This is a genomic window from bacterium (genome assembly GCA_019695335.1).
Taxonomy (GTDB): Bacteria; CLD3; CLD3; order SB21; family SB21; genus JABWBZ01.
In genome coordinates this window covers 25876-45711 of record JAIBAF010000021.1, presented here as the reverse complement: position 1 = coordinate 45711, position 19836 = coordinate 25876, and the positions used below count along the sequence as shown (strand labels likewise).

Annotated in this window: 21 protein-coding genes; 9 read left to right on the top strand and 12 right to left on the bottom strand. The window is 42.9% G+C overall.

Going from position 1 to position 19836, the window contains the following annotated elements:
* Nucleotides 1-28 precede the first annotated feature (28 nt).
* From fumC to K1X84_07400, 8 genes are all read right to left on the bottom strand, one after another.
* Nucleotides 29-1417 carry a class II fumarate hydratase gene (fumC, locus tag K1X84_07435; GenBank protein ID MBX7151456.1) on the bottom strand — a complete coding sequence of 463 codons (1389 nt, stop codon included), beginning with the start codon at nucleotides 1415-1417 and terminating at the stop codon, nucleotides 29-31.
* A 152-nt stretch (nucleotides 1418-1569) separates the two neighbouring features.
* Nucleotides 1570-1863 carry a hypothetical protein gene (locus K1X84_07430; protein ID MBX7151455.1) on the bottom strand — a complete coding sequence of 98 codons (294 nt, stop codon included), beginning with the start codon at nucleotides 1861-1863 and terminating at the stop codon, nucleotides 1570-1572.
* The gene (locus K1X84_07425; GenBank protein MBX7151454.1) at nucleotides 1863-2432 is read right to left on the bottom strand and encodes a hypothetical protein; all 570 of its coding nucleotides are present in this window, start codon (nucleotides 2430-2432) and stop codon (nucleotides 1863-1865) included. Before K1X84_07425 ends, K1X84_07430 begins: the two co-directional genes overlap by 1 nt.
* Before the next feature lie 56 nt (nucleotides 2433-2488).
* Nucleotides 2489-3463, bottom strand: a complete 975-nt coding sequence (locus tag K1X84_07420; GenBank protein ID MBX7151453.1) for a CPBP family intramembrane metalloprotease — start codon at nucleotides 3461-3463, stop codon at nucleotides 2489-2491.
* Nucleotides 3464-3475: 12 nt separating this feature from the next.
* Nucleotides 3476-5608 carry a transglycosylase domain-containing protein gene (locus K1X84_07415; protein ID MBX7151452.1) on the bottom strand — a complete coding sequence of 711 codons (2133 nt, stop codon included), beginning with the start codon at nucleotides 5606-5608 and terminating at the stop codon, nucleotides 3476-3478.
* Between the two features lie 2 nt (nucleotides 5609-5610).
* A complete protein-coding gene (locus K1X84_07410; GenBank protein ID MBX7151451.1) occupies nucleotides 5611-6927 on the bottom strand; it encodes a NupC/NupG family nucleoside CNT transporter in 1317 nt (438 codons plus the stop codon).
* A 181-nt stretch (nucleotides 6928-7108) separates the two neighbouring features.
* Entirely contained in the window at nucleotides 7109-9235 is a 2127-nt protein-coding gene (locus K1X84_07405; GenBank protein ID MBX7151450.1) for a TonB-dependent receptor, read from the bottom strand.
* Between the two features lie 114 nt (nucleotides 9236-9349).
* Entirely contained in the window at nucleotides 9350-9760 is a 411-nt protein-coding gene (locus K1X84_07400; protein MBX7151449.1) for a hypothetical protein, read from the bottom strand.
* Between the two features lie 261 nt (nucleotides 9761-10021).
* Here K1X84_07400 and rpmE point away from each other — a divergent pair, with 261 nt between their 5' ends.
* From rpmE to K1X84_07355, 9 genes are all read left to right on the top strand, one after another.
* The gene (rpmE, locus tag K1X84_07395; GenBank protein MBX7151448.1) at nucleotides 10022-10246 is read left to right on the top strand and encodes a 50S ribosomal protein L31; all 225 of its coding nucleotides are present in this window, start codon (nucleotides 10022-10024) and stop codon (nucleotides 10244-10246) included.
* Between the two features lie 87 nt (nucleotides 10247-10333).
* Nucleotides 10334-11317 (top strand): DUF1385 domain-containing protein, encoded by a 984-nt coding sequence (locus K1X84_07390; GenBank protein ID MBX7151447.1) that lies wholly within the window; start codon nucleotides 10334-10336, stop codon nucleotides 11315-11317.
* A 15-nt stretch (nucleotides 11318-11332) separates the two neighbouring features.
* On the top strand, nucleotides 11333-12403 hold the full coding sequence (prfA, locus tag K1X84_07385; GenBank protein MBX7151446.1) for a peptide chain release factor 1: 1071 nt from the start codon (nucleotides 11333-11335) through the stop codon (nucleotides 12401-12403).
* A gap of 163 nt (nucleotides 12404-12566) precedes the next feature.
* Complete coding sequence (gene mqnE / locus K1X84_07380; GenBank protein MBX7151445.1) at nucleotides 12567-13727, top strand: aminofutalosine synthase MqnE; 1161 nt, start codon at nucleotides 12567-12569, stop codon at nucleotides 13725-13727.
* Between the two features lie 42 nt (nucleotides 13728-13769).
* Nucleotides 13770-14465, top strand: coding sequence for a futalosine hydrolase (mqnB, locus tag K1X84_07375; GenBank protein MBX7151444.1), 696 nt, complete (start codon nucleotides 13770-13772; stop codon nucleotides 14463-14465).
* Nucleotides 14462-15292 carry a 1,4-dihydroxy-6-naphthoate synthase gene (locus K1X84_07370; GenBank protein ID MBX7151443.1) on the top strand — a complete coding sequence of 277 codons (831 nt, stop codon included), beginning with the start codon at nucleotides 14462-14464 and terminating at the stop codon, nucleotides 15290-15292. Before mqnB ends, K1X84_07370 begins: the two co-directional genes overlap by 4 nt.
* 68 nt (nucleotides 15293-15360) lie before the next feature.
* Nucleotides 15361-15627 carry a DUF3098 domain-containing protein gene (locus K1X84_07365; protein ID MBX7151442.1) on the top strand — a complete coding sequence of 89 codons (267 nt, stop codon included), beginning with the start codon at nucleotides 15361-15363 and terminating at the stop codon, nucleotides 15625-15627.
* Nucleotides 15628-15635: 8 nt separating this feature from the next.
* The gene (locus tag K1X84_07360) at nucleotides 15636-15980 is read left to right on the top strand and encodes a heavy-metal-associated domain-containing protein (GenBank protein ID MBX7151441.1); all 345 of its coding nucleotides are present in this window, start codon (nucleotides 15636-15638) and stop codon (nucleotides 15978-15980) included.
* Nucleotides 15981-16043: 63 nt separating this feature from the next.
* On the top strand, nucleotides 16044-17405 hold the full coding sequence (locus K1X84_07355) for a hypothetical protein (protein MBX7151440.1): 1362 nt from the start codon (nucleotides 16044-16046) through the stop codon (nucleotides 17403-17405).
* Nucleotides 17406-17481: 76 nt separating this feature from the next.
* Here the strand turns inward: K1X84_07355 and K1X84_07350 are convergent, their stop codons facing one another.
* The 4 genes from K1X84_07350 to K1X84_07335 form a co-directional block, all read right to left on the bottom strand.
* Nucleotides 17482-18117, bottom strand: a complete 636-nt coding sequence (locus K1X84_07350) for an energy transducer TonB (protein ID MBX7151439.1) — start codon at nucleotides 18115-18117, stop codon at nucleotides 17482-17484.
* Between the two features lie 69 nt (nucleotides 18118-18186).
* Entirely contained in the window at nucleotides 18187-18609 is a 423-nt protein-coding gene (locus tag K1X84_07345; GenBank protein ID MBX7151438.1) for a biopolymer transporter ExbD, read from the bottom strand.
* 15 nt (nucleotides 18610-18624) lie between these two features.
* Nucleotides 18625-19026, bottom strand: a complete 402-nt coding sequence (locus K1X84_07340) for a biopolymer transporter ExbD (protein MBX7151437.1) — start codon at nucleotides 19024-19026, stop codon at nucleotides 18625-18627.
* Nucleotides 19027-19044: 18 nt separating this feature from the next.
* On the bottom strand, nucleotides 19045-19671 hold the full coding sequence (locus tag K1X84_07335; protein ID MBX7151436.1) for a MotA/TolQ/ExbB proton channel family protein: 627 nt from the start codon (nucleotides 19669-19671) through the stop codon (nucleotides 19045-19047).
* Nucleotides 19672-19836 lie beyond the last annotated feature (165 nt).

The window sequence follows — 19836 nt, the reverse complement described above, 5'->3', positions numbered from 1 at the left end:
TTCAATTCTTAATTTTAGAATTTTTAATTTATTTCGGGCTGATCATTTTTTCCGGGCGAACCACCTCATCAAATTTTTCACCGGTCAATAGGCCTAATTTTATGGCTGCTTCGCGTAAAGTAATATTTTCAGCGTGAGCTTTTTTGGCCACTTTTGCGGCATTATCATAACCGATGTGGGGATTAAGCGCGGTTACCAGCATGAGTGAATTGTCTAAATGCTTCTTGACCTGATCGGCATTCGGTTCGATTCCGGTAGCACAATGTTCATCGAAAGAATCGCACGCATCCGCCAGCAGACGAACAGAGTTCAGCAAATTAAAAATCAGCACAGGTTTAAATACGTTTAATTCAAAATTCCCGGACGCCCCGGCAAAATTGATCGCAGCATCGTTGCCCATCACCTGCACGCAGACCATGGTCATTGCTTCACTCTGCGTCGGATTGACTTTACCCGGCATAATGGAACTGCCGGGCTCATTGTCAGGAATATGAATTTCGCCGATTCCGCATCGCGGACCGGATGCCAACCATCGGACATCGTTGGCAATTTTCATGAACGAAGCTGCAAGTGTCTTTGCCGCGCCGCTGGCAAAAACAATAGCGTCATGCGCCGCGAGCGCTTCAAATTTGTTTGGCGCAGAACGGAAGGGTAAATTGGTAATAGTCGCAATATGTTTAGCAGCTTTAACAGCAAACTCAGGATGCGTATTCAGACCCGTGCCAACCGCTGTGCCGCCCAAAGCCAAGTCATATAATCCGTCTAACGCAAATTCAATCCGCTTAAGATCGTTATCCAATTGTTGAACGTAGCCTGAAAATTCCTGACCCAGAGTCAGTGGGACGGCGTCCATCAAGTGTGTCCGGCCGATTTTAATAATATCTTTGAAAGACTTGGCTTTATCGTCCAACGTCTTACGTAATTTCTTCACCATCGGAATCAGACGATGTTTGATTTGTTCTGCAGCTGCAATGTGCATCGCCGTCGGAAACGTATCATTCGATGACTGTGCTTTGTTGACATCATCGTTCGGATGAATAGGTTTTTTGCTGCCAAGCTGTCCGCCGGCCATTTCAATCGCTCGATTGGAAATAACTTCGTTGGCATTCATGTTCGTCTGTGTACCGCTGCCCGTCTGCCAAACCACGAGAGGAAAGTGCTCATCGAGTTTACCTTCGATCACTTCATCGGCTGCGCGAATGATCAGATCGGCTTTATCTGCCGGAAGTGTTCCGAGTTCTTTATTGGTCATCGCGGCGGCTCTTTTCAAAACGCCTAAAGCGCGAATCAATTCGCGGGGAAAACGGTCGCCGCCAATTTTAAAATTCATGAGCGATCGCGCCGTCTGAGCGCCGTAATATTTATCATTCGGCACTTTCACTTCACCCATACTGTCGGTTTCAATGCGATATTCCATAAATTCTAACTCCAATTGTTTTTAAGCCGATTGGTACTTTTATGCGTTATTCGGTTCCATTAACCGGCTTGAATGCCGTTCATACAAACAATATAATTCTAATCGGGAATTTTCGCACGGATTATTTTTAAAAATCCGGCGTGACGGTACAATTATTTCTTGTTTAAATAGTAAAAAAACGGCAAGGAAAATCCTAGCCCTCCGATCAGACTCAATACTACAAAGAGTTTCCACGAATGACGGCCTAGTGGATTTTGGGAGTACCAAAACGTAATGAATGCAGTAGCCATCAATGCATCGACCATAAATGCCACGGCCAGAGAGTTATTCATTACTTCCGACAGAGAACGGAATTCGACAGCCACATAATAGAGAAAAATTCCGTTAGGGATCAATAATCCGAATAACGAGATTGCTAATAAAATCGTCTTTTGAATTGCTGTCATTATTTACATTCCGCATCAACTTCATACCATTTGCTTTCGCAGGTCCAAACTTTGTTGACTTCTTTTTTCTCCATGTAATACACGTAAAAATGATTTTCAAAACACGTTTCAAATCCACCGGAACAAACTTCCATCAGATGCGCCGCCTCGTTATCGCGGTCTTTTTCTTTTTTGAGAATATCGTTCAATGCATTCAGAATCCCTTGGCTTACCACATCGCCTTTGATCCGCATCAAAGTATTATCCTGATAAACAAAAAACTCATTATCGCGTTTCATCGGCACGTACATCGCGGCCAAACCCATTTTCTTAAGCCGTTCCTTGACATTCTTCATTTCCTGACGGTCTTTATCGCTCAGATTTTTTTTCTTTTCAACTTCTTCTTTCAGCATTTGTTCTTCTTTTTGCTTGGCTTTCTTTTCTTCCTCCATTTGCTTTAACGACTCTTCTTTTGCTTTTTTCTCTTCCATTTTTTCATCATGATGATCCGTTTTGGCGGCCGATTTTTGACCGGAACACCCTATTGCAACGATGAAACAAAGAGTCAGTAGCCATGTATACGTTTTCATAATCATCTCCTTTTGGTCCTTGAATATAGAACTAAAGAGTTAGTCTCGTTTATTTTTTAATTTGAAGAATCTCCTAAGTCGGAAGGCTCGGTTTGTTGCGCTTTCGGCAAATAAAACGGCGTCGTCAACGCTTCGTATTTTATTTTACGCATCGTTTCCGTTATACGTAATTGTTTGGATTGACTCACATAATACAACAACCCCAGAAGCAGCACTGTCGCTACGCCACCGCCTTCGAGACCATAGCGCCCGCCCGTAATCCATTCCGGTGTTCCCTCGATAGTTTTAAACAACGAAAAAGTCGTCACGATTCCGCTCACGGGCGCACCTAACATATAACTTTGAATAAATTGATAACTGAAATGGAGGCCTACCGGTATCCATAATGAACGTGTCCGGAAATATATAATGCAAAAAATAAAACCGAACAATGCCGTATTGATAACCGGCAATATATTCCCCTGCGAAGTCAATCCTTGAAAAACGCCGTAGCAAATGGACATAAAAATCGTCGCGGCGATATTGCCTAGTCCTTCCGACATCGTTTGCATGATGTACCCGCGGAAAATAAGCTCGCTGAACAAAGACACGCAAATCCACAAAGTAATGGACAAGATTGTACCGGAAGCGGCCGTCATTAGGTCAGAGGAAGTCGTTTGAATAGTTACGTATTGGCCAATCCATAAAAAGAAAACAAGTGATAATGTAAAAATAGCTCCCAACAACAGTCCGAACATCAATTCCCGTTTCCATTCGCTATGAAAAGCTAATCCGATCGATTTGAATTTACGCTTATCCAGAATTTTTAATGACAGCCATGTGTATGCAAACGTAATGATCAGGAGTCCGATCCAAATGATCAGTTGATAACCATCTCGTTGAAAGTCCTTTGTATCAATAAAAAATTGCGCAACTAGTTTGGAAAAAACTAAATTAGTCGTTGTAAATAACAAGACAAAAAAGAAAAGAACGCGCCAATACCATTTGAGTTGATAAATTTCATTGAGAAAAATTGATGCAAAATGTGCCATAGATTTTCTTAGTTACGGACGTTGCCTCGTAGGGAGATCCAATTCGTCAAACACATCCGTGCTATCAGCTGCGTAGCCATCAATATATTTGGCCGCTTCGCCGGTAATACGTACTTGTACAGGCGTAAATTTTTCCATCTGCTCTTTTGTGATCACCGAGTCTTCATAAAGTAATTTGACCATGAGATTCATGAGATTGACCTGAACATTTTTCGGTACGCCGTTGTCAAAATACCGGCCGTATTTTTTAGGATTGGGAATAATCGTAGCCAGAAAAACTGATTCCTGCACGGTTAGTTTAACCGGGTTTTTTTTAAAATAAAATTCCGACGCCCGGCCGATACCGTACACATCCGGACCCCACTCGATAATATTCAGGTAAATTTCCAGCAATCTTTTTTTATGATTTTCTTTAATCTTGTTCCTGTCGAGCATTTTTTCGCGGTTAATCAGCCACGTTAAAATTAATTCTTGAAATTTTCTGGAGATGGTTTTTTCACGTGACAGGTAGATGTTTTTGATAAATTGCATTGAAATCGTGCTGGCGCCTCGTGCAAAACGTTTGGAACGAATATTGTCGGCAATCGATTTTTGTATCTGCAATAAATTAAACCCGTCGTTTTTAAAAAAAGAAACATCCTCGCAGAAAAGCACTGCCTTGACCAGATACGGCGGTATGCTGTCAAGCGGAGTGAAATATTTATTGCTTTTGCCGACGACTATCACGCTGTCGTCGCCGTCTTCCGTAATCACTGAGTGCGAAAAGGTTGTATCAAGCAATTTCCGGACATTGATCGAATCGCCAAGATTATAGAGTTTGAAATCATTACTGAGCATAAATTCAGGATCAAAACGAATACTGTCGAGGTGCGCCATATCGATTTTTAAATCAAAAGCATAGGCCATTGAGCCTTTTGCATTAAAACCGTCGAGTTTACGTTTCAGCGCGGTCGGAATGGAAAACATGAAATCATTGATTGCAATTTCTGGCATCACTACATGAAACTGATACATCGGTTGATCATGCAGATTAGCCATTTCACCGTCGACATTAAAATTAATTTTATTCAGATAGAAACGTGTTTGCGGATTGATAATGATCTTGTCACGGGCAAGGTCCAGATTCAGATCGAAGCCAACGCTCATATTGGTCAGTTTTTCATCGGCAACAGCATCGGAATGAATACCAAGATCGTAAATATTCAGCGTCGCATGAAGACGATCGTAATCTGAGTTTTCTTCAAGACTGAGCAATTGCGCATCGAAATTTTTCAGATAAATTTTGGCGTCGGTGACCGTTTCCACAAAAGGTATTTTAAAACCGGCATCAAAAAGCCCGTTGACATAAAGTTGGTGCTGACTGTGATTGAGAGTTCCATTAATTGTAAAGGTATTCGTTTGACCGGGTTGCGTAACTTCGCCGCTTAATTCAAATTGCGCATCGCGAAACATACTCTCATGAAGTTCCAACCTTCCATTATTCAAAGAAGCAACGTACGTGGGGCGAATCCGTTTGGTTTTTTTATTGTGTATCCTCGAACCATCGAAGTCAACGTATCGGAGGGTTATACCCTGCACTGCAACTGACGGCAATCTCTTGTCCAGATAACGCTGAATAAAATCAGCTATTTTATTTTTGTTCTGGTCGGAAACGGAAGTTGGCATGGCCGCCGAATCGGTTTTGGCTTTGAGCCCTTCGATAAAGGAAGTAAAATTATAAGAATGTTCAGCTTTGCGGAACAGGTTAACAACAACGGAATCAACTGAAACCGCCCGGATGTAATTACCGCTCAGAAATCCGAACAAATAAAAATCAACCATCATATTTTTAATGGTGACCAAATTGAGAAGTTGCGCAAGGGAATCGGGATTGGCTTCATTGCTAGGAACATAATCCGCATAACTGGAATCCCAAGCCAGCCGGATCGAAAAATCACGTAAGGTCATCGACGTCGCAGAAGGAAAATCAATTGAAGTAAGCGAAATAGTCGTATGGGTCTTATTCTCAATACGACGTAGAGCTGCATCGATTTTATCACGAATGATCATATGGGCCAAAGGCGGTCCGGCAAAAACAATAAGCACCAGCATCGCCGCTATTACAGCCGATAGAATTTTCCAATATGTAAGAAAAAAATTTTTCATTACTACAAAATAATTCCGGCAACCGTTCCCGTCAACAACGTTGCCAACATCCCTCCCAAAACTGCACGTATGCCCAGTGAAGCGATATCTTTACGCCTTTCAGGCGCCAGCGGTGCAATACCGCCTATCTGAATTGCAATAGACGAAAAATTAGCAAAACCGCACAAGGCAAACGTTGAAATCATGATCGATTTCTCAGAGTTCAATGTTTGATCTTTGATGAAATCGGCTAATTGCAAATAGGCGACAAATTCATTCAGCGTAACTTTGGTGCCCAACAAAGTGCCAACAGCAAAGGCTTCATTCCATGGCACACCGACAATGAAAGCAAGCGGTGCAAGCACATATCCAAAAATCATCTGCAGCGATAAATTCTCGATACCCACCAGATTGCCTAAAGATCCGATAATAGCATTAAATAATGCTATCAACGCAATGAAGGCCAGTAACATACCGGCAACGTTAAGCGCCAGTTGCACGCCGTCAGACGCACCGCTCGCGGCCGCTTCAATAACGTTGGATGCATTTTTTTCAACGCTCAGTTTTACCGTACCGCGGGTAACAGGTTCATCCACTTCAGGATACATTATTTTAGAAATAGCCAGCCCGGCTGGGGCCGCCATAATACTGGCGCCCATTAACTGCGTAGCAAATTTGATCTGAGCATCCAGCAATTGCAGATTGTGCGCCGTCGCAAACGATTCGCCCAGCATTTGAATATACGCCGCCATCACACCGCCGGCAATTGTTGCCATGCCTCCTACCATAATGGTAAGCAATTCTGATTGCGTCATTGTTTTAATAAACGGCCGAATCATCAGAGGCGCTTCCGTTTGCCCGACAAAAATATTTGCCGTATTCGACAACGACTCCGCTCCGCTCGTTCCCATCAATTTAGCCATCACCCACGCCATGCCCTGAACGACTTTTTGCATCAGGCCTAGATAATATAAAACCGACATCAACGATGAAAAGAAAATAATTGTAGGCAATACCTGGAAAACAAAGAAAAAACCAAGACTGTCCGTCACACCAGGACTTATGGCCAAATTACCAAAAACAAATTTCGCGCCTTCAGTCGTAAATCCCAGCAACTTAACGATTCCTGCCCCCAGCAATTGGAACAATTGAAAAAACCATCCCAGCGGAGCGAAAAGTTCACCAAGCTCTCTGCCTTTGATGATCAGAATTCCAAATACAACCTGAATCACCATTCCCATCCCGACCAATCGCCAATTAATTCGTTTTTTATTGTTCGAGACAAGATAAGCAATGCCAAAAATTGTGACGATGCCCAAAAGTCCTATGAATCTGTCCATAAAGACTCCATTTTAAAAAATGCTGGTAGAAAGTTATTATTAATACTGAAGATTGTTCAGGGATGCTTTAAAGGCCGCTAAAATTAGAGATTTAATTTTTCTTTTGCAAGAAGTTAGTCTCCTAGCAACGAAAAAAAAATCCCGTGATTGATAAACTCACGGGATTTTTTGAGATATTAGCTCACTTCCACAAAACTGAAAGCGACAACACATAATTACGCGGCAATCCGGGTTCGAGATAAACTGGTCTTCCCCCGACGAGATCAGGATTGATAAACGCCGAACCCGCATATTTTTTGTCGGCGAGATTGTTAATACCGGCTGACCAACGCACCAGCATATGCTCACCCAGCTTCATCGCTTCGGATGAACCGATGGACACATTGACCACTGTAAAAGACGGAACACTGTAGGTATTGGCATCATCAACAAAGAATTTGCCGGTTCCTTGCAGCACACCTTCCACGTAAACGCTGCTGAAAAACTGCGGAGTGTAACGGACAGCCGTTGTGAAATAATAATCCGGCAATCCCGGAACTTTATTATCTCCGTAATCCGCAAAATGTCCGGCGTTGCCATAGTGGGCTGAATCAACGACGTATTTGACAAATTCATTGTGAGAATAGGTCAAGGCATTTTTTAGGGATAAACCGTTTTGCAAATCCAGTTGTCCTCCTAATTCAGCGCCTATCCTCCGCGTCTTTCCGGCCGTAAAGTAAAACCGTCCACCGCGATAAGGGATAATGTCATTGCGCACCTCGATCGCATATAAAGCGATGTCATATGAAAGCGCTTTCATCAAATCATCGTCGAATGGAATCAGGTGCTTCGTTCCGACTTCCACTGTGGTGGAACGAATTGGATCCAACAGCGGGTTAATGGCGTACACCGTATCTTGTCCGAACGTTCCAGCCGGATCAGTTTCGTTACCGGCAGGAACTTCAACACCACCGCCAAGGTTGGCGTAAATGCTATGTTTCGGCGAGAATAAATACGTGATGCCGGCTTTAGGCGTTAATCCTGTAAAGGATTTTTTCTGAAGCCCCAGTGAGTGATCGACAAAGTTTTCGCTGTAGTACGTAACGTTGTCGTAACGAAATCCCGCAATAAACGCCCATTGTTCATTCACGGATATTTCCTGCTGGAAAAACGCGCCGAAATTATTGGCGCCTTCGCGTTTATTGTCCGCCAAAACATCACCGCGCTGACCGTTGGTCAATGAATAAAATAAAATCGCGCCGTCTTGGTACGCCTCATCGGCTCCAATCAGCGTGATACCTTTGACGCGATCATTCCATTTGCGGTTATATTTGTACATCACATTCCCTCCAAAATGATACCGCGTGAAGTCACGGAACGTGCCGCGTTCAGAGCGCTGAAGGTATTTCGGATTAAGATAACTCATCGCCGAAACGCCATGATGGTCGTCGAAATCATGATCGACCGTGAAACCGATTCGCCCTAATTTGTTATGACGCCGTTCGTTACGGCTCAAATAGGTCGGGTTCGCCTGTTTAGCAGCCGAGTCGAATTGAGCCTGCGTCAACGGCCCCGGGATATTAAAGAGATTATTGGCAGCGGTTAAGTGGAGTCCGAGTTTGGTGGTCGGAGCGATCTGCGACACGGCGCCAAAATTGAACAGCCATCGATCGCTGTTCGAATTGACACGCCAGCCGTCAAACTGCGTGTGCGACAAAGCCATGTAGAATTTCGTATTATTGACCACCGATCCTACTTTGATGGAATTTTCCATGAGTCCGAAACTTCCGGCTTTGCCTTGCAAGGCGATAAATGATTGATCGAGTGACGGCACCGTACTGAGACTCAATACGCCGCCGCCGGCATTGCCCCAGATCGCGGACGAATTGGATCGTACGATTTCCATCGTTTCAGATAGATCCGGATCAACCAGATCAAATGATGTTCGTCCATCCGGTTCCGTCTCTGGAATGCCGTCGACAAGTACACGGATACCGCGCGATGTTCCGGCATTGGATCGATCGCCGGCGCCGCGCACGCCAAAACCACGGATCGAAATCCGCACGTCTTGATTACCGTACCGTGATTGCGCTAAAACACCCGGCACAAATGCCAGCGCGTCGTTCAATCCATATCCTCTCCCGATCTGAAGTTGTTTGGCCGACAAAACGCTCACGGCCAGCGGCACTTCAAAAATCGGTTCCGGCACACGCGTCGCTGTGATCGTCACACCAAGAAATTCAAAGGCAATACTGTCCGTATCCGTTGAATCCTGTCCAAATGCAGACACGACGCTTATTAAAAAACACACTAATATTGTTCGAAGCATGCTTCTCTCCTGTAGTAAATTGACCGAGCATCCCGAATAATTTAATCCAATAGGATACTCTGCCGCCCTGATCGATGAACGATCAGAATGGCCATTATCAATGCAAGTGTGATTTTACGAAAGGAGATTGGGTGGATGGAAAAGCGAAGAAGTAATGGAAAAAGCGTACACCATCAAAGTTTGCGTTTCTAAAATAGTATACGCATCCGGCAGGGGTAAAAATGATACGATCGGAATCGTCGTATCTAATTTGATTTTAAAGGACAATTTGTTTTTGCTTTCCCCGTCGCGCCTGGATTCTTCTTTGTATTCATAACCGTAACATTCATCATCGGTACACTCTTCCGCACACGTGTTGACAAAAATATCTTCATCGCGATCGGGAATGTCCAGAAAAAGTGTCACGCGCAACGGATGCATCATCACACTGAAATAACAATAAGGATTACTAACGCATAAGAGCGTAATCCCATACGTCCAGACAAAAAATTTAAAACTGATTGAATTACGAAGTTGTCGGATCATAGCAAGGTTGTTATAGTATGCTCAATCGTAATGAAAAAAACGTTCTTAATCAATTATAATCAATAGTTACAGAGACTATGCCGCTGCCAAACCACCTCAACTAAAAATGATAAAAAATGCTTGCAATTCGCATACTCAGTCTCTATATTTCGCTCCCAAGTTTGGATATAAGTTGGGAATAAATAACGGATAAGCTTCGTTAGACATTTGACGTAACTCGATAAATTTTATTAATAAAATACATAGACTAAGGAGATTCGAATGAAAGAAGGAATTCATCCCGCATATCCGCTGTCCACAGTGACATGCTCATGCGGCAATATTTTCCAAACGCGTTCCACTGTCGGCGATATTCGCGTGGAAATTTGCTCGCAATGCCATCCGTTTTTTACGGGTACACAAAAATTGATCGATACGGCAGGCCGTGTTGAGAAATTTAATAAGAAATTTGCAAAATATAAGGAAGCAAAAGGCCAACAGGCTTAGCTGAAAGAATTCTAAAACAAAGGAATATGGATTTCTATCAATACGATAGAACATATTCCTTTTTTATTTTATAAATTTTAAAAGCGTATGAATCGTAAAACCATAACCGTTGGCGGCCAAGCGGTGATCGAAGGCGTGATGATGCGCGCCCCGTATGCCATCGCGACCGCCGTTCGCCGTTCCAATGGCGACATCGTCGTCAAAACAGAACCCTTTCAATCGAAACTTGAAAAATATAAATTTCTCAACGTCCCTATTGTCCGCGGCGCTGTTGCCTTGATTGAAATGCTGATCATCGGCACGCAGTCGCTTCAGTATTCGGCCGATATGATGATGGAAGATACGGAGGGGCAGACCGCAAAAAAGAAATCAAAAATTTCATTGATCCTGACGACCGTAGTGGCGCTGGGTATTGGCATCGGAATATTCTTCGTAGGTCCCCTTTTCATCTCGTCAAAAGTTTTACCGATGGATGCCAACGCCTGGCAATTTAATCTTATCTCAGGATTATTCAGAGTTGTAATGTTTCTGGCGTACCTGATCGCGATCAGTTTCATGGGTGACATCAAACGTTTGTTCCAATATCACGGCGCGGAACATCAATCGATATACGCTTTTGAAGATCAAAAAGAGTTATTACCCGCGAACGCTATCACGTATACAACTTTGCACCCGCGTTGCGGAACGAGTTTTCTAATGTTTGTAATGATTACTTCGATTATATGTTTTGCCGTGATCGACAGCATCTATATGATGATAAATGGACCGATTACATTCGGTATGCGGCTCGCTCTGCATCTTCCGTTTATTCCCGTTATCGCCGGTGTGTCGTATGAATTGATTAAGTTATCAGGAAAATATTATAAGTTTCCACTTGCACGGATTTTTATGTACCCCGGTCTTTGGCTTCAGAAAATTACAACTAAAAAACCAGATGAAAAACAATTGGAAGTTGCTATCGCGGCGCTTAAAGCCGCTTTGGGTGACGACCTGATGCGCGAATATAATGAAGGACGTATCAGCGGCGCGATGAGCGTTCACGAATGCCGCGTTGAAAACGTCGCCAATTAAATCGAACTTAAATACATGCTAGATCAGTTAGAAAAAATCGAAGCACGTCTGCAGGAAATTGATCATTTACTGCTCAGTCCTGATACGTTGTCTAATCCCGATGTTTCAAAAAGCCTGAACAAAGAACGTCGCGCGATTGAACCGATCGTTCAAAAATCATCGATCTATCGAAAGGTGCTGGTTGATATTGAAGGCAATAAAGAAATTATTTTCAATTCCGCTGAATCCGAACTCCGCGATATGGCCAAAGCGGAGATGAACGATTTGGAAAGTCAGCGTGATCAGCTTGAAAGCGAGCTGAAATACCTGCTGATTCCAAAAGATCCGCACGATATCGGCGATTGCATTATGGAAATCAGAGCCGGTACGGGCGGCGATGAAGCGGGTATTTTTGCCGGGGATCTCTTCGGTATGTACCGTTATTATATCGAAAAACAGGGCTGGGGCATCGAAGTGATCGATCTCACCGAAGCCAATCAAGGCGGATTCAAAGAAATTATTTTTGAAGTCAAAGGCGACGGCGCTTTTGGAAAATTAAAATTCGAAAGCGGCGTTCATCGTGTTCAACGTGTACCAAAAACCGAAACTCAAGGACGCGTCCATACTTCAGCCTCATCGGTAGCCGTTCTTCCTATCATCGAAGAAGTCGATAAAGATATCGTGATCCATCCGAACGATCTGCGAGTCGATATCTACCGTTCCGGCGGAAAAGGCGGACAGAACGTCAACAAAGTCGAAACGGCCGTGCGGCTTACCCACTTACCCACCGGCATCGTCGTACAATGCCAGGAAGAACGTTCGCAGCTAAAAAACCGCGAAAAAGCGATGAAAGTTCTCAAGTCAAGGCTTTACGAAAAGCGCAAACAAGAGCAGGATGCTAAAATCGCATCTCAACGGAAATCGATGGTCGGCTCCGGCGATCGCAGCGAAAAAATACGGACATACAACTTTCCTCAGAACCGTTTAACAGACCACAGGATCGGTTTGACCATTTATGATCTCGATGGCGTCATGGGTGGTAAACTCGACGACGTGATCGAAAAACTCCAGCTGGCCGAAAACGAAGAACTGCTCAAAGCAAGTTAATCCCAAAGAATTCCGAATCTAAATTTCACTTGTAATTCAAACGCGAGTTGAATATTATTACGCCATAAAGTTTCAAATTTTTCTGAAAGTTTATTGTATTACCGAATCAGTAGGAAAATATATGCCGAACTCAGATACGCTTAATCCCAACTTGATCCGTTCGATGGTGCGCCAGTCCGGTCTGGAAAACATTTACCAGAAAGTGATGGATAGCGAACGTCTGAGCTTTGAGGATGGCATGAAGCTTTTCGAAACACGAGATCTGACAACCGTGGGCTACCTGGCCAATATTGTGCGGGAACGTTTGCACGGCGACCGGTCTTTCTTTGTTCGCAATCGCCAATTGAACCCAACCAATATCTGCGAATATTCATGCATGTTTTGTTCGTTTTATCGCCGCGAAGGTGAAGAAGGCGGTTATACGATGACGATGGATGAAATCGCCCGTCGTGTCCGGGAGGGAATGAACCATGGCATTCAGGAAATCCATATTACCTCCGGATTGCATCCGAATCTGCCGTTCAGTTATTATACCGACATGCTGCGAACCATTAAAGAAACCGCGCCTCACCTTCACATTAAAGGGTTTACAGCGGTCGAAATCGAATATTATGCGCACCATTACAATATGACGATCCGCCAGGTGTTATCGGAACTGATGTCGGCAGGCCTTGAAGCAATGCCCGGAGGCGGCGCAGAGATTTTCGCCGACCGCGTGCGTAAAAAAATCTGCGATGAAAAATCAACGGCTGAAGGCTGGCTTGCCGTGCATTCGATGGCACATGAACTCGGCTTACTGACCAATGCCACCATGTTGTATGGCCACATCGAACGCTATGAAGAACGCGTCGATCACCTGATGAAGCTCCGTGATCTTCAGGATGCCAGCAAAGCCAAGAATGCTAAAGGCTCATTCAACACATTCATTCCTCTCAAATATCAACATGAGAACAACCGGCTGAAAAATTTACCTGAAGTAAGTGCGATTGAAGACTTAAAAATGGTCGCTGTTCCGAGACTTATGCTGGACAATTTTCCGACCGTTAAAGCTTATTGGGTCGTGATCGGCAAACGTCTTGCCCAGATGGCATTAAGTTATGGCGCCAACGAGATCGAAGGTACTATTCTCGAAGAACGGATTATGAGCATGGCCGGTACGGACAGCGCGCACGGCATGACTGAACGAGAATTGATCAAATTGATCAAAGACGCCGGGCGCAAACCTGTCGAGCGTGACGCTTTGTATCATGTTTTGAGAACGTATGAAGACGGTGAATTGGATCAATTGATCGATAAAAACCTCTCGCTCCCCGTTTTAAATTAAATTTTAGCTTCGGAGCTTCTGAAGCTGCATCGTCGCCCGCCTATGAATATTTTGATCGTGACCGCAACTGCTTTTGAATCCGAACTCTTAATGAGCCGTTTGACTTCATCAAATCCCGATGGAAATGTCACTATCGGCCATCTGGGCTCTCACGCTGTCTCGATATTGCATACCGGCATCGGTATGATCAATACCGCGTATCACCTCACGAAAGCGTTGATAAACCACCGGTACGACCTTGTCCTGAATATCGGAATTTGCGGAGCTTATCACAGAACCACGGCTCTTGGAAGCGTAGTAGAGATTCGCGAAGAAATTTTTTCAGAATTGGGCGCTACCGATGCACAGGGCAATTTCATCGATTTGCAAAAACTAGGATTCAAGTTTTTTGAAAAGAACGGGCATTCGATTTTCAATCATATTCTGAATGCTCATCAGCCGTCTCAATTCTTCAAGAATGCAGAACCGGTTATTGTTGGACGCAGTCTGACTGTCAATACTGTCAATGGCGATGAGCAACGAATCGCCGACGCTCGAAAACGTTACGATCCTGATTTCGAGAACATGGAAGGCGGCGCAGTGGCATTCGTTTGCTTGCAGGAATCCATCCCCTATCTGGAATTCCGCAGTATCTCCAATTACGTCGAGCCTCGTAACACCGATAACTGGCAAATCAGATTGGCCAGCCAAAATGTTCAAAATTTTATATTAAATTTAATAACAGCCCGAAATCCATGACGCTTACCATCGGCTATTCTCCTTGTCCCAACGACACGTTCATGTTTGACGCTTTGGTTCACAACAAAGTGGATACGGAAGGAATACAATTTGAGCCCATACTGGCTGACGTCGAAAAGCTTAATCAGAAAACATTTCGTTCCGAACTCGACGTCACAAAAATCAGTTATCACGCGTTAATTCACGTACTGAACGATTACAGTTTGCTGCATTCAGGCAGTGCACTTGGTCATAATTGTGGTCCGTTACTGATCAGTAAACGCCCGATCGACATTGCCTCAATTGCTGATAACGACATTGGTATTCCCGGACCATTCACAACAGCAAATTTTCTGCTTCAATATTTTTTAGGAAGAAAAGCTCAGGCCCGCCCAATGATTTTTTCCGATATTGAATCGGCATTGCTCAATGAAGATATTAAAGCTGGCGTGATCATTCACGAAAACCGTTTTACCTATGAAAGCAAAGGATTGATCAAGATTCGCGATCTGGGCGAATTCTGGGAAAATCAAACCCGACTACCAATCCCGCTCGGCGGCATTGTTGCGCAACGACGACTGGGGCAATCAACCATTCAAAAAATCGACCGGATTTTGCGTCGAAGTATCGAATTCGCCTTTGCCAATCCTGAATCTTCCCGCATGTATGTCAAACGTCATGCGCAAGAACTTGATGACTCAGTAATCGAAAGTCATATTCGATTGTATGTAAATCGTTTTAGTATCAACTTAGGTGAAACTGGCGAAGAAGCGATCCGGTTTTTTATAAAAACAGCGTGCGAACTCAATAGCATTCAATTCCCCGAAGCTGAGCTTTTTGCTCATTAAATCGCAATTGACATTCGGATTCGATTTTTCTATATTGCCATCGTTTAATTTTAAATTCACAGGAATTTATGACTACTAATTTAAAGAAGACTTCAACGGTAAAAAAACAAACCGCCAAAAAATCAGCGCTCCCTTTCACAGCTGAAAATTATTACATATTTTTTGCCGGAATTTTAGTGATTATTATCGGTTATATTTGCATGAATACCGGTCCGGTTTACGGCGCTATTTCTATGACTATTGCGCCAATTCTTGTCAGTATCGGATATTTAGTACTTATCCCGTTGTCTATTCTTTATAGAAAAAAAGAAAACCTGACTAATCCACAACCGTAAGGGGTTCTATGATTCGTTTATTAATTTCTGTAGCTTTATTGTGTTTAATGGTATCAGCCTGTGGAAAATCCGACGAAAAGAAAGATGTCCTTGCCGAGAAGGCTGTCATTAAGCTCCCGTCGGCTATTTGTGGAGAATGCGCAAATACAATCACGACCGCTGTCAAAAAAGTAAACGGCGTGAATTCAATAATGGTTGACACCGATACAAAACTGGCGACTGTAGAATTTATTCCTGCAATGGCCAAAGTTTCGGACATCGAGCAAGCAATCGTTATGGCCGGCTATGATGCAAACGATAAGAAAGCCGATGCCACTGCGTTTGAAAAATTACCGGATTGCTGCAAAAAGTAAATTAATCGACATTTTTTTTATTAAAAGAGAATTCTGTTTCCGGAATTCTCTTTTTTTATCATTATGAAACAATTTATAAAAAAATTTTTTGAAATTAATCGATCTCCGGTCGAAGAGCATGGCCAACATTTATCGGTTCTTTTATCCGATAATTTGAAAGAGGTATTTGGACAAGACGCTCTCAAATTAGTTTTTGATGCCGAAGACGTCAATGAAGATGCCGAATTGGTCACTCATGGCAGTTATGTCCTTAATACAGTGTACAATTTGCTTCAGGATCGCGGTGTCAAAATTGTCAGTAAGCTTGAAGAACATCATAAACCAACCAAAGATCGCATTGATCAATTGCTTCATATCGACAATGGAACCGTTCTTTCCATGAAGTTAAAGAAAGACCGGGCCGTTGATGTTGTCTTTAATTTTAAAGTAACTTTTTTATCCGATGAAAAATCGGAAGAGCTTTTTTCTCTCGGCATTGATCAGCGAGACACCGTGTTTGATGCCGCAACTTACTATACCGATGAAGTGCTATCGAACGCGCTGACTTCGCTTTCTCAAAAAGGGGCGATTGAACTTTCGCGTAAAGATATTGAACTGCAATTTCGCCATTGTCTCAAAGCGGTATCTCAACGTGCACAAGATCAAGGTAAGTTACTCCAGAATGATATTCATAAGCGCTTGCACCATAATGTTTCCAGAATCAAAGGATTTTATACAGCCCAGATGCAGGAATTACATCGCAATCAACCCAGCTACGAAGAAAAACGTTTACTTTTACAACGTGAGCTCGATCATAAACTGAAAGAAGAAATTAATAATCATAAACTAAGAATCGTTATAAAATTGCTCAGTTACCACGTCGTCGAACGCGCTGAGACGGACGTTTTATTGAAATTAAAACCCGATCATCTCGATATAGAAGTCGAATTACCGGTTATTTTCGATCATTATACCGGTGAAATCGATTACGGCCCTTGCCCGGGATGTCATCACGAGATGGATAAAATTATTCTTTCAAGTGACGGAAAGATCGGCTGTTCAGATTGTATTTTCATCTGCAAAACATGCAAAAAAACTTATACCGATACTAGCCAGGCTTTCAATTGCCACATTTGCGATGCTACAGTATGCCATGATTGTGCCATCACATGCAGTCAATGCGGCCACGCTTCCTGTGAAGAGCACTCCCATGCATGCGATGTCGGGCATGAAATCATGTGCGATCAATGTCTCACCTCATGCAGTGAATGTGGAAAAAAATTATGCAATGAGCACGCGTTTCATTGCTCGGCAACCAATCAGTCAATCTGTTTCGAGCATCGTGTCATCTGCAAAACCTGCAGGAAAGTATATTCAAAAGGCTATGTAGATAAACTGAAGAAAAAAGACAGAGTGTGCCCTGAATGCAGAACGGAATTTGTGTAGTAGCAGTCGTGCTAAAAAACAAAAGCTCACAGTCAAAACTGTGAGCTTTTTTGTTAACACAAATTTTCTAAACTGATTACTTAAGTTTGAAAGTGATCGGAAGCGTAATAGCTACCTTGACTGATTTATCGCGTTGTTTGGCAGGACTGAACTTACATTTCATTACTACATCAATAGCGGCCTGACCGAAACCTACATTTCCATCTTCTTTCAAAACTTCGGCGCGCATCACACTGCCGTTTTCATCGATAACTGCTTTAATCAGCACCTTGCCTTCGATACCGGCTTGACGCGCCATGTCCGGATATTTCAGGTTCTTGCGGATAAAATCATATCCACCTTTGAGTTCCGGAGCAGTATCGTATGCAACAAACACATCCGCTTCTTCATTTTCATCTTTTTTCGGCGGTGGCGGTGGCGGTGGCGGAATTTCTTCCAGATCAATGTCCGTATCGTCGATCGTTTCATCGCCTAAAAGCGTCTCCTGCTCAGAAGCGATCGGAACAGCCGGACGAGCCGGCGGAGGTGGACGTTTAATCTGTTGTGTCAAATCAATTTTGGCAACTTCGAGTTGAAAAGTCGGTTTTTCAATTTCGCCGGTAATTTTACCAAATCCGATAATCTGAAACAAAATGGTCACAAACAATAACGAAGCAATCAGCGAAATCTCAAAAACTACTTTATATTGCTTTCTAAGTTCAAACACCTTCATTGAGGCGTCCTTTCAAATTGGCTTTGTTCTATCATTACTCCCTTGCAGCAATGATACCTGTTGTCACAGTTAGTAATTGGCCGACGGTTTAGACTTGGTACCGTAATAAACGCGGAGACAGCCTGCTTTGCGAAGTTCCTGTTGTACATCACTTAACAGACCCATTTTACTGTTTTTGTCGACGCGTAAGAAAATCAATAACTGAACGTCTTTTTCTATTTTATCACGAGCTATAGTATAAACATCAGCCATCGAACCAATAGGAAAATCATCAAAAGTGATATTTTCCGTATCATCAATCCAGATATAAGACGTATGGGTTTTAGTCGTTAATTTTTCAATTTGATACGCTTCTGGCTCATCAACTGGCAACCCGGCAAATTTTTTAATGACGGTCGCCACCATAAAAAACAACAACAGTGTAAAAACGATATCTGACATTGAAGCGCTCGGAATAACCGGAGGTGGCGCTTTTTTGCGTGCAAATTTCATACAATCTCCAGATGGTTATTTGTCCGGTTCAGCTATTGAAATCTTTCTGGCATCGGCTTGTTTCAATTGATCCAATACCGCTATGAAAACTCTATAAGGGGTTACACGAGTCGTCTTGACAGAAACGATTAATTTATCATTTTTTGCCACACGGTCCTTTACAATATCTTTAACCTGATTAAGAAGCCGTGGTTCTTCATCAATAAGAATATCGCCGTTATCATTAAGCAGAATATTCATGATATTTTTCATCGGAATTGGCTTGACATCACCTTCAGGCGGTAATACTAAGTCAATACCTTTATCGCTTCCGATAGTTGTCACGACCAGAAAGAAGATCAAAAGCAAGAATGCCATATCGGCTAAGGAACCTGTTGGAATTTCAGCCGAACTTGTTTTACGTTTTTCAACTAACATGGCTTTTCCTTGGTTGAATTACTTCTTTTGTTCGATTTCGACAAGCGCTTCCACGAGTGCAGCTGAACTGTCTTCCATGTCAACGATCAAGCGATTGATTTTAGCTGTAAAATAGTTATGGAAAAATTGAAGATTCATAGCGACTACAAGACCGAATAAGGTTGTCAAAAGAGCAACGCCGATACCGGTCGCAACGATGCTGGGAGAAATATCATTAGCTTTAGCGATAGCTTCGAATGCTAAAATCATACCCTGCACCGTACCGGTGAAACCGAGCATTGGAGCCATGGCAATAAAGAATGCAATCCAGATCATACCTCTTTCGAGGAAAGCCATTTCAATCGCACCGGCATTGACAATCGCTTTTTCAACCTGATCGATTCCTTTATCCATACGCATCAAACCGGCATGAAATATCGAAGCGACTGAACCCTTTTGGTTAGCACATACTTCAACGGCACGTTGAACGCCACCTTCATCTAAAGCACCTTTAATCTTGTTTAAAAATTGACGCGTATTGATGCCAGAACGGGTTAACGTTATAAATCGTTCAATACAAATGGCTAAACCGACGACCCAACAAAAAAGAATCGGATGCATAAATCCGCCACCATCCCAGTAGTAATCAATTAATGTTTTCTCCATAAAAAAGGATCCTCCATTTTAAAAGATGTGTGAGTTAAATTACTAAATCTCAATTTTTTTGGTGAAAAAGTATGTATGTGACAAGTAAAATAAGATTGGATATCAGAATAGTGTTGTTTACAGAATTGCCTTAAAAAAGCGGGTCAATATATGCTAAAAAATTTT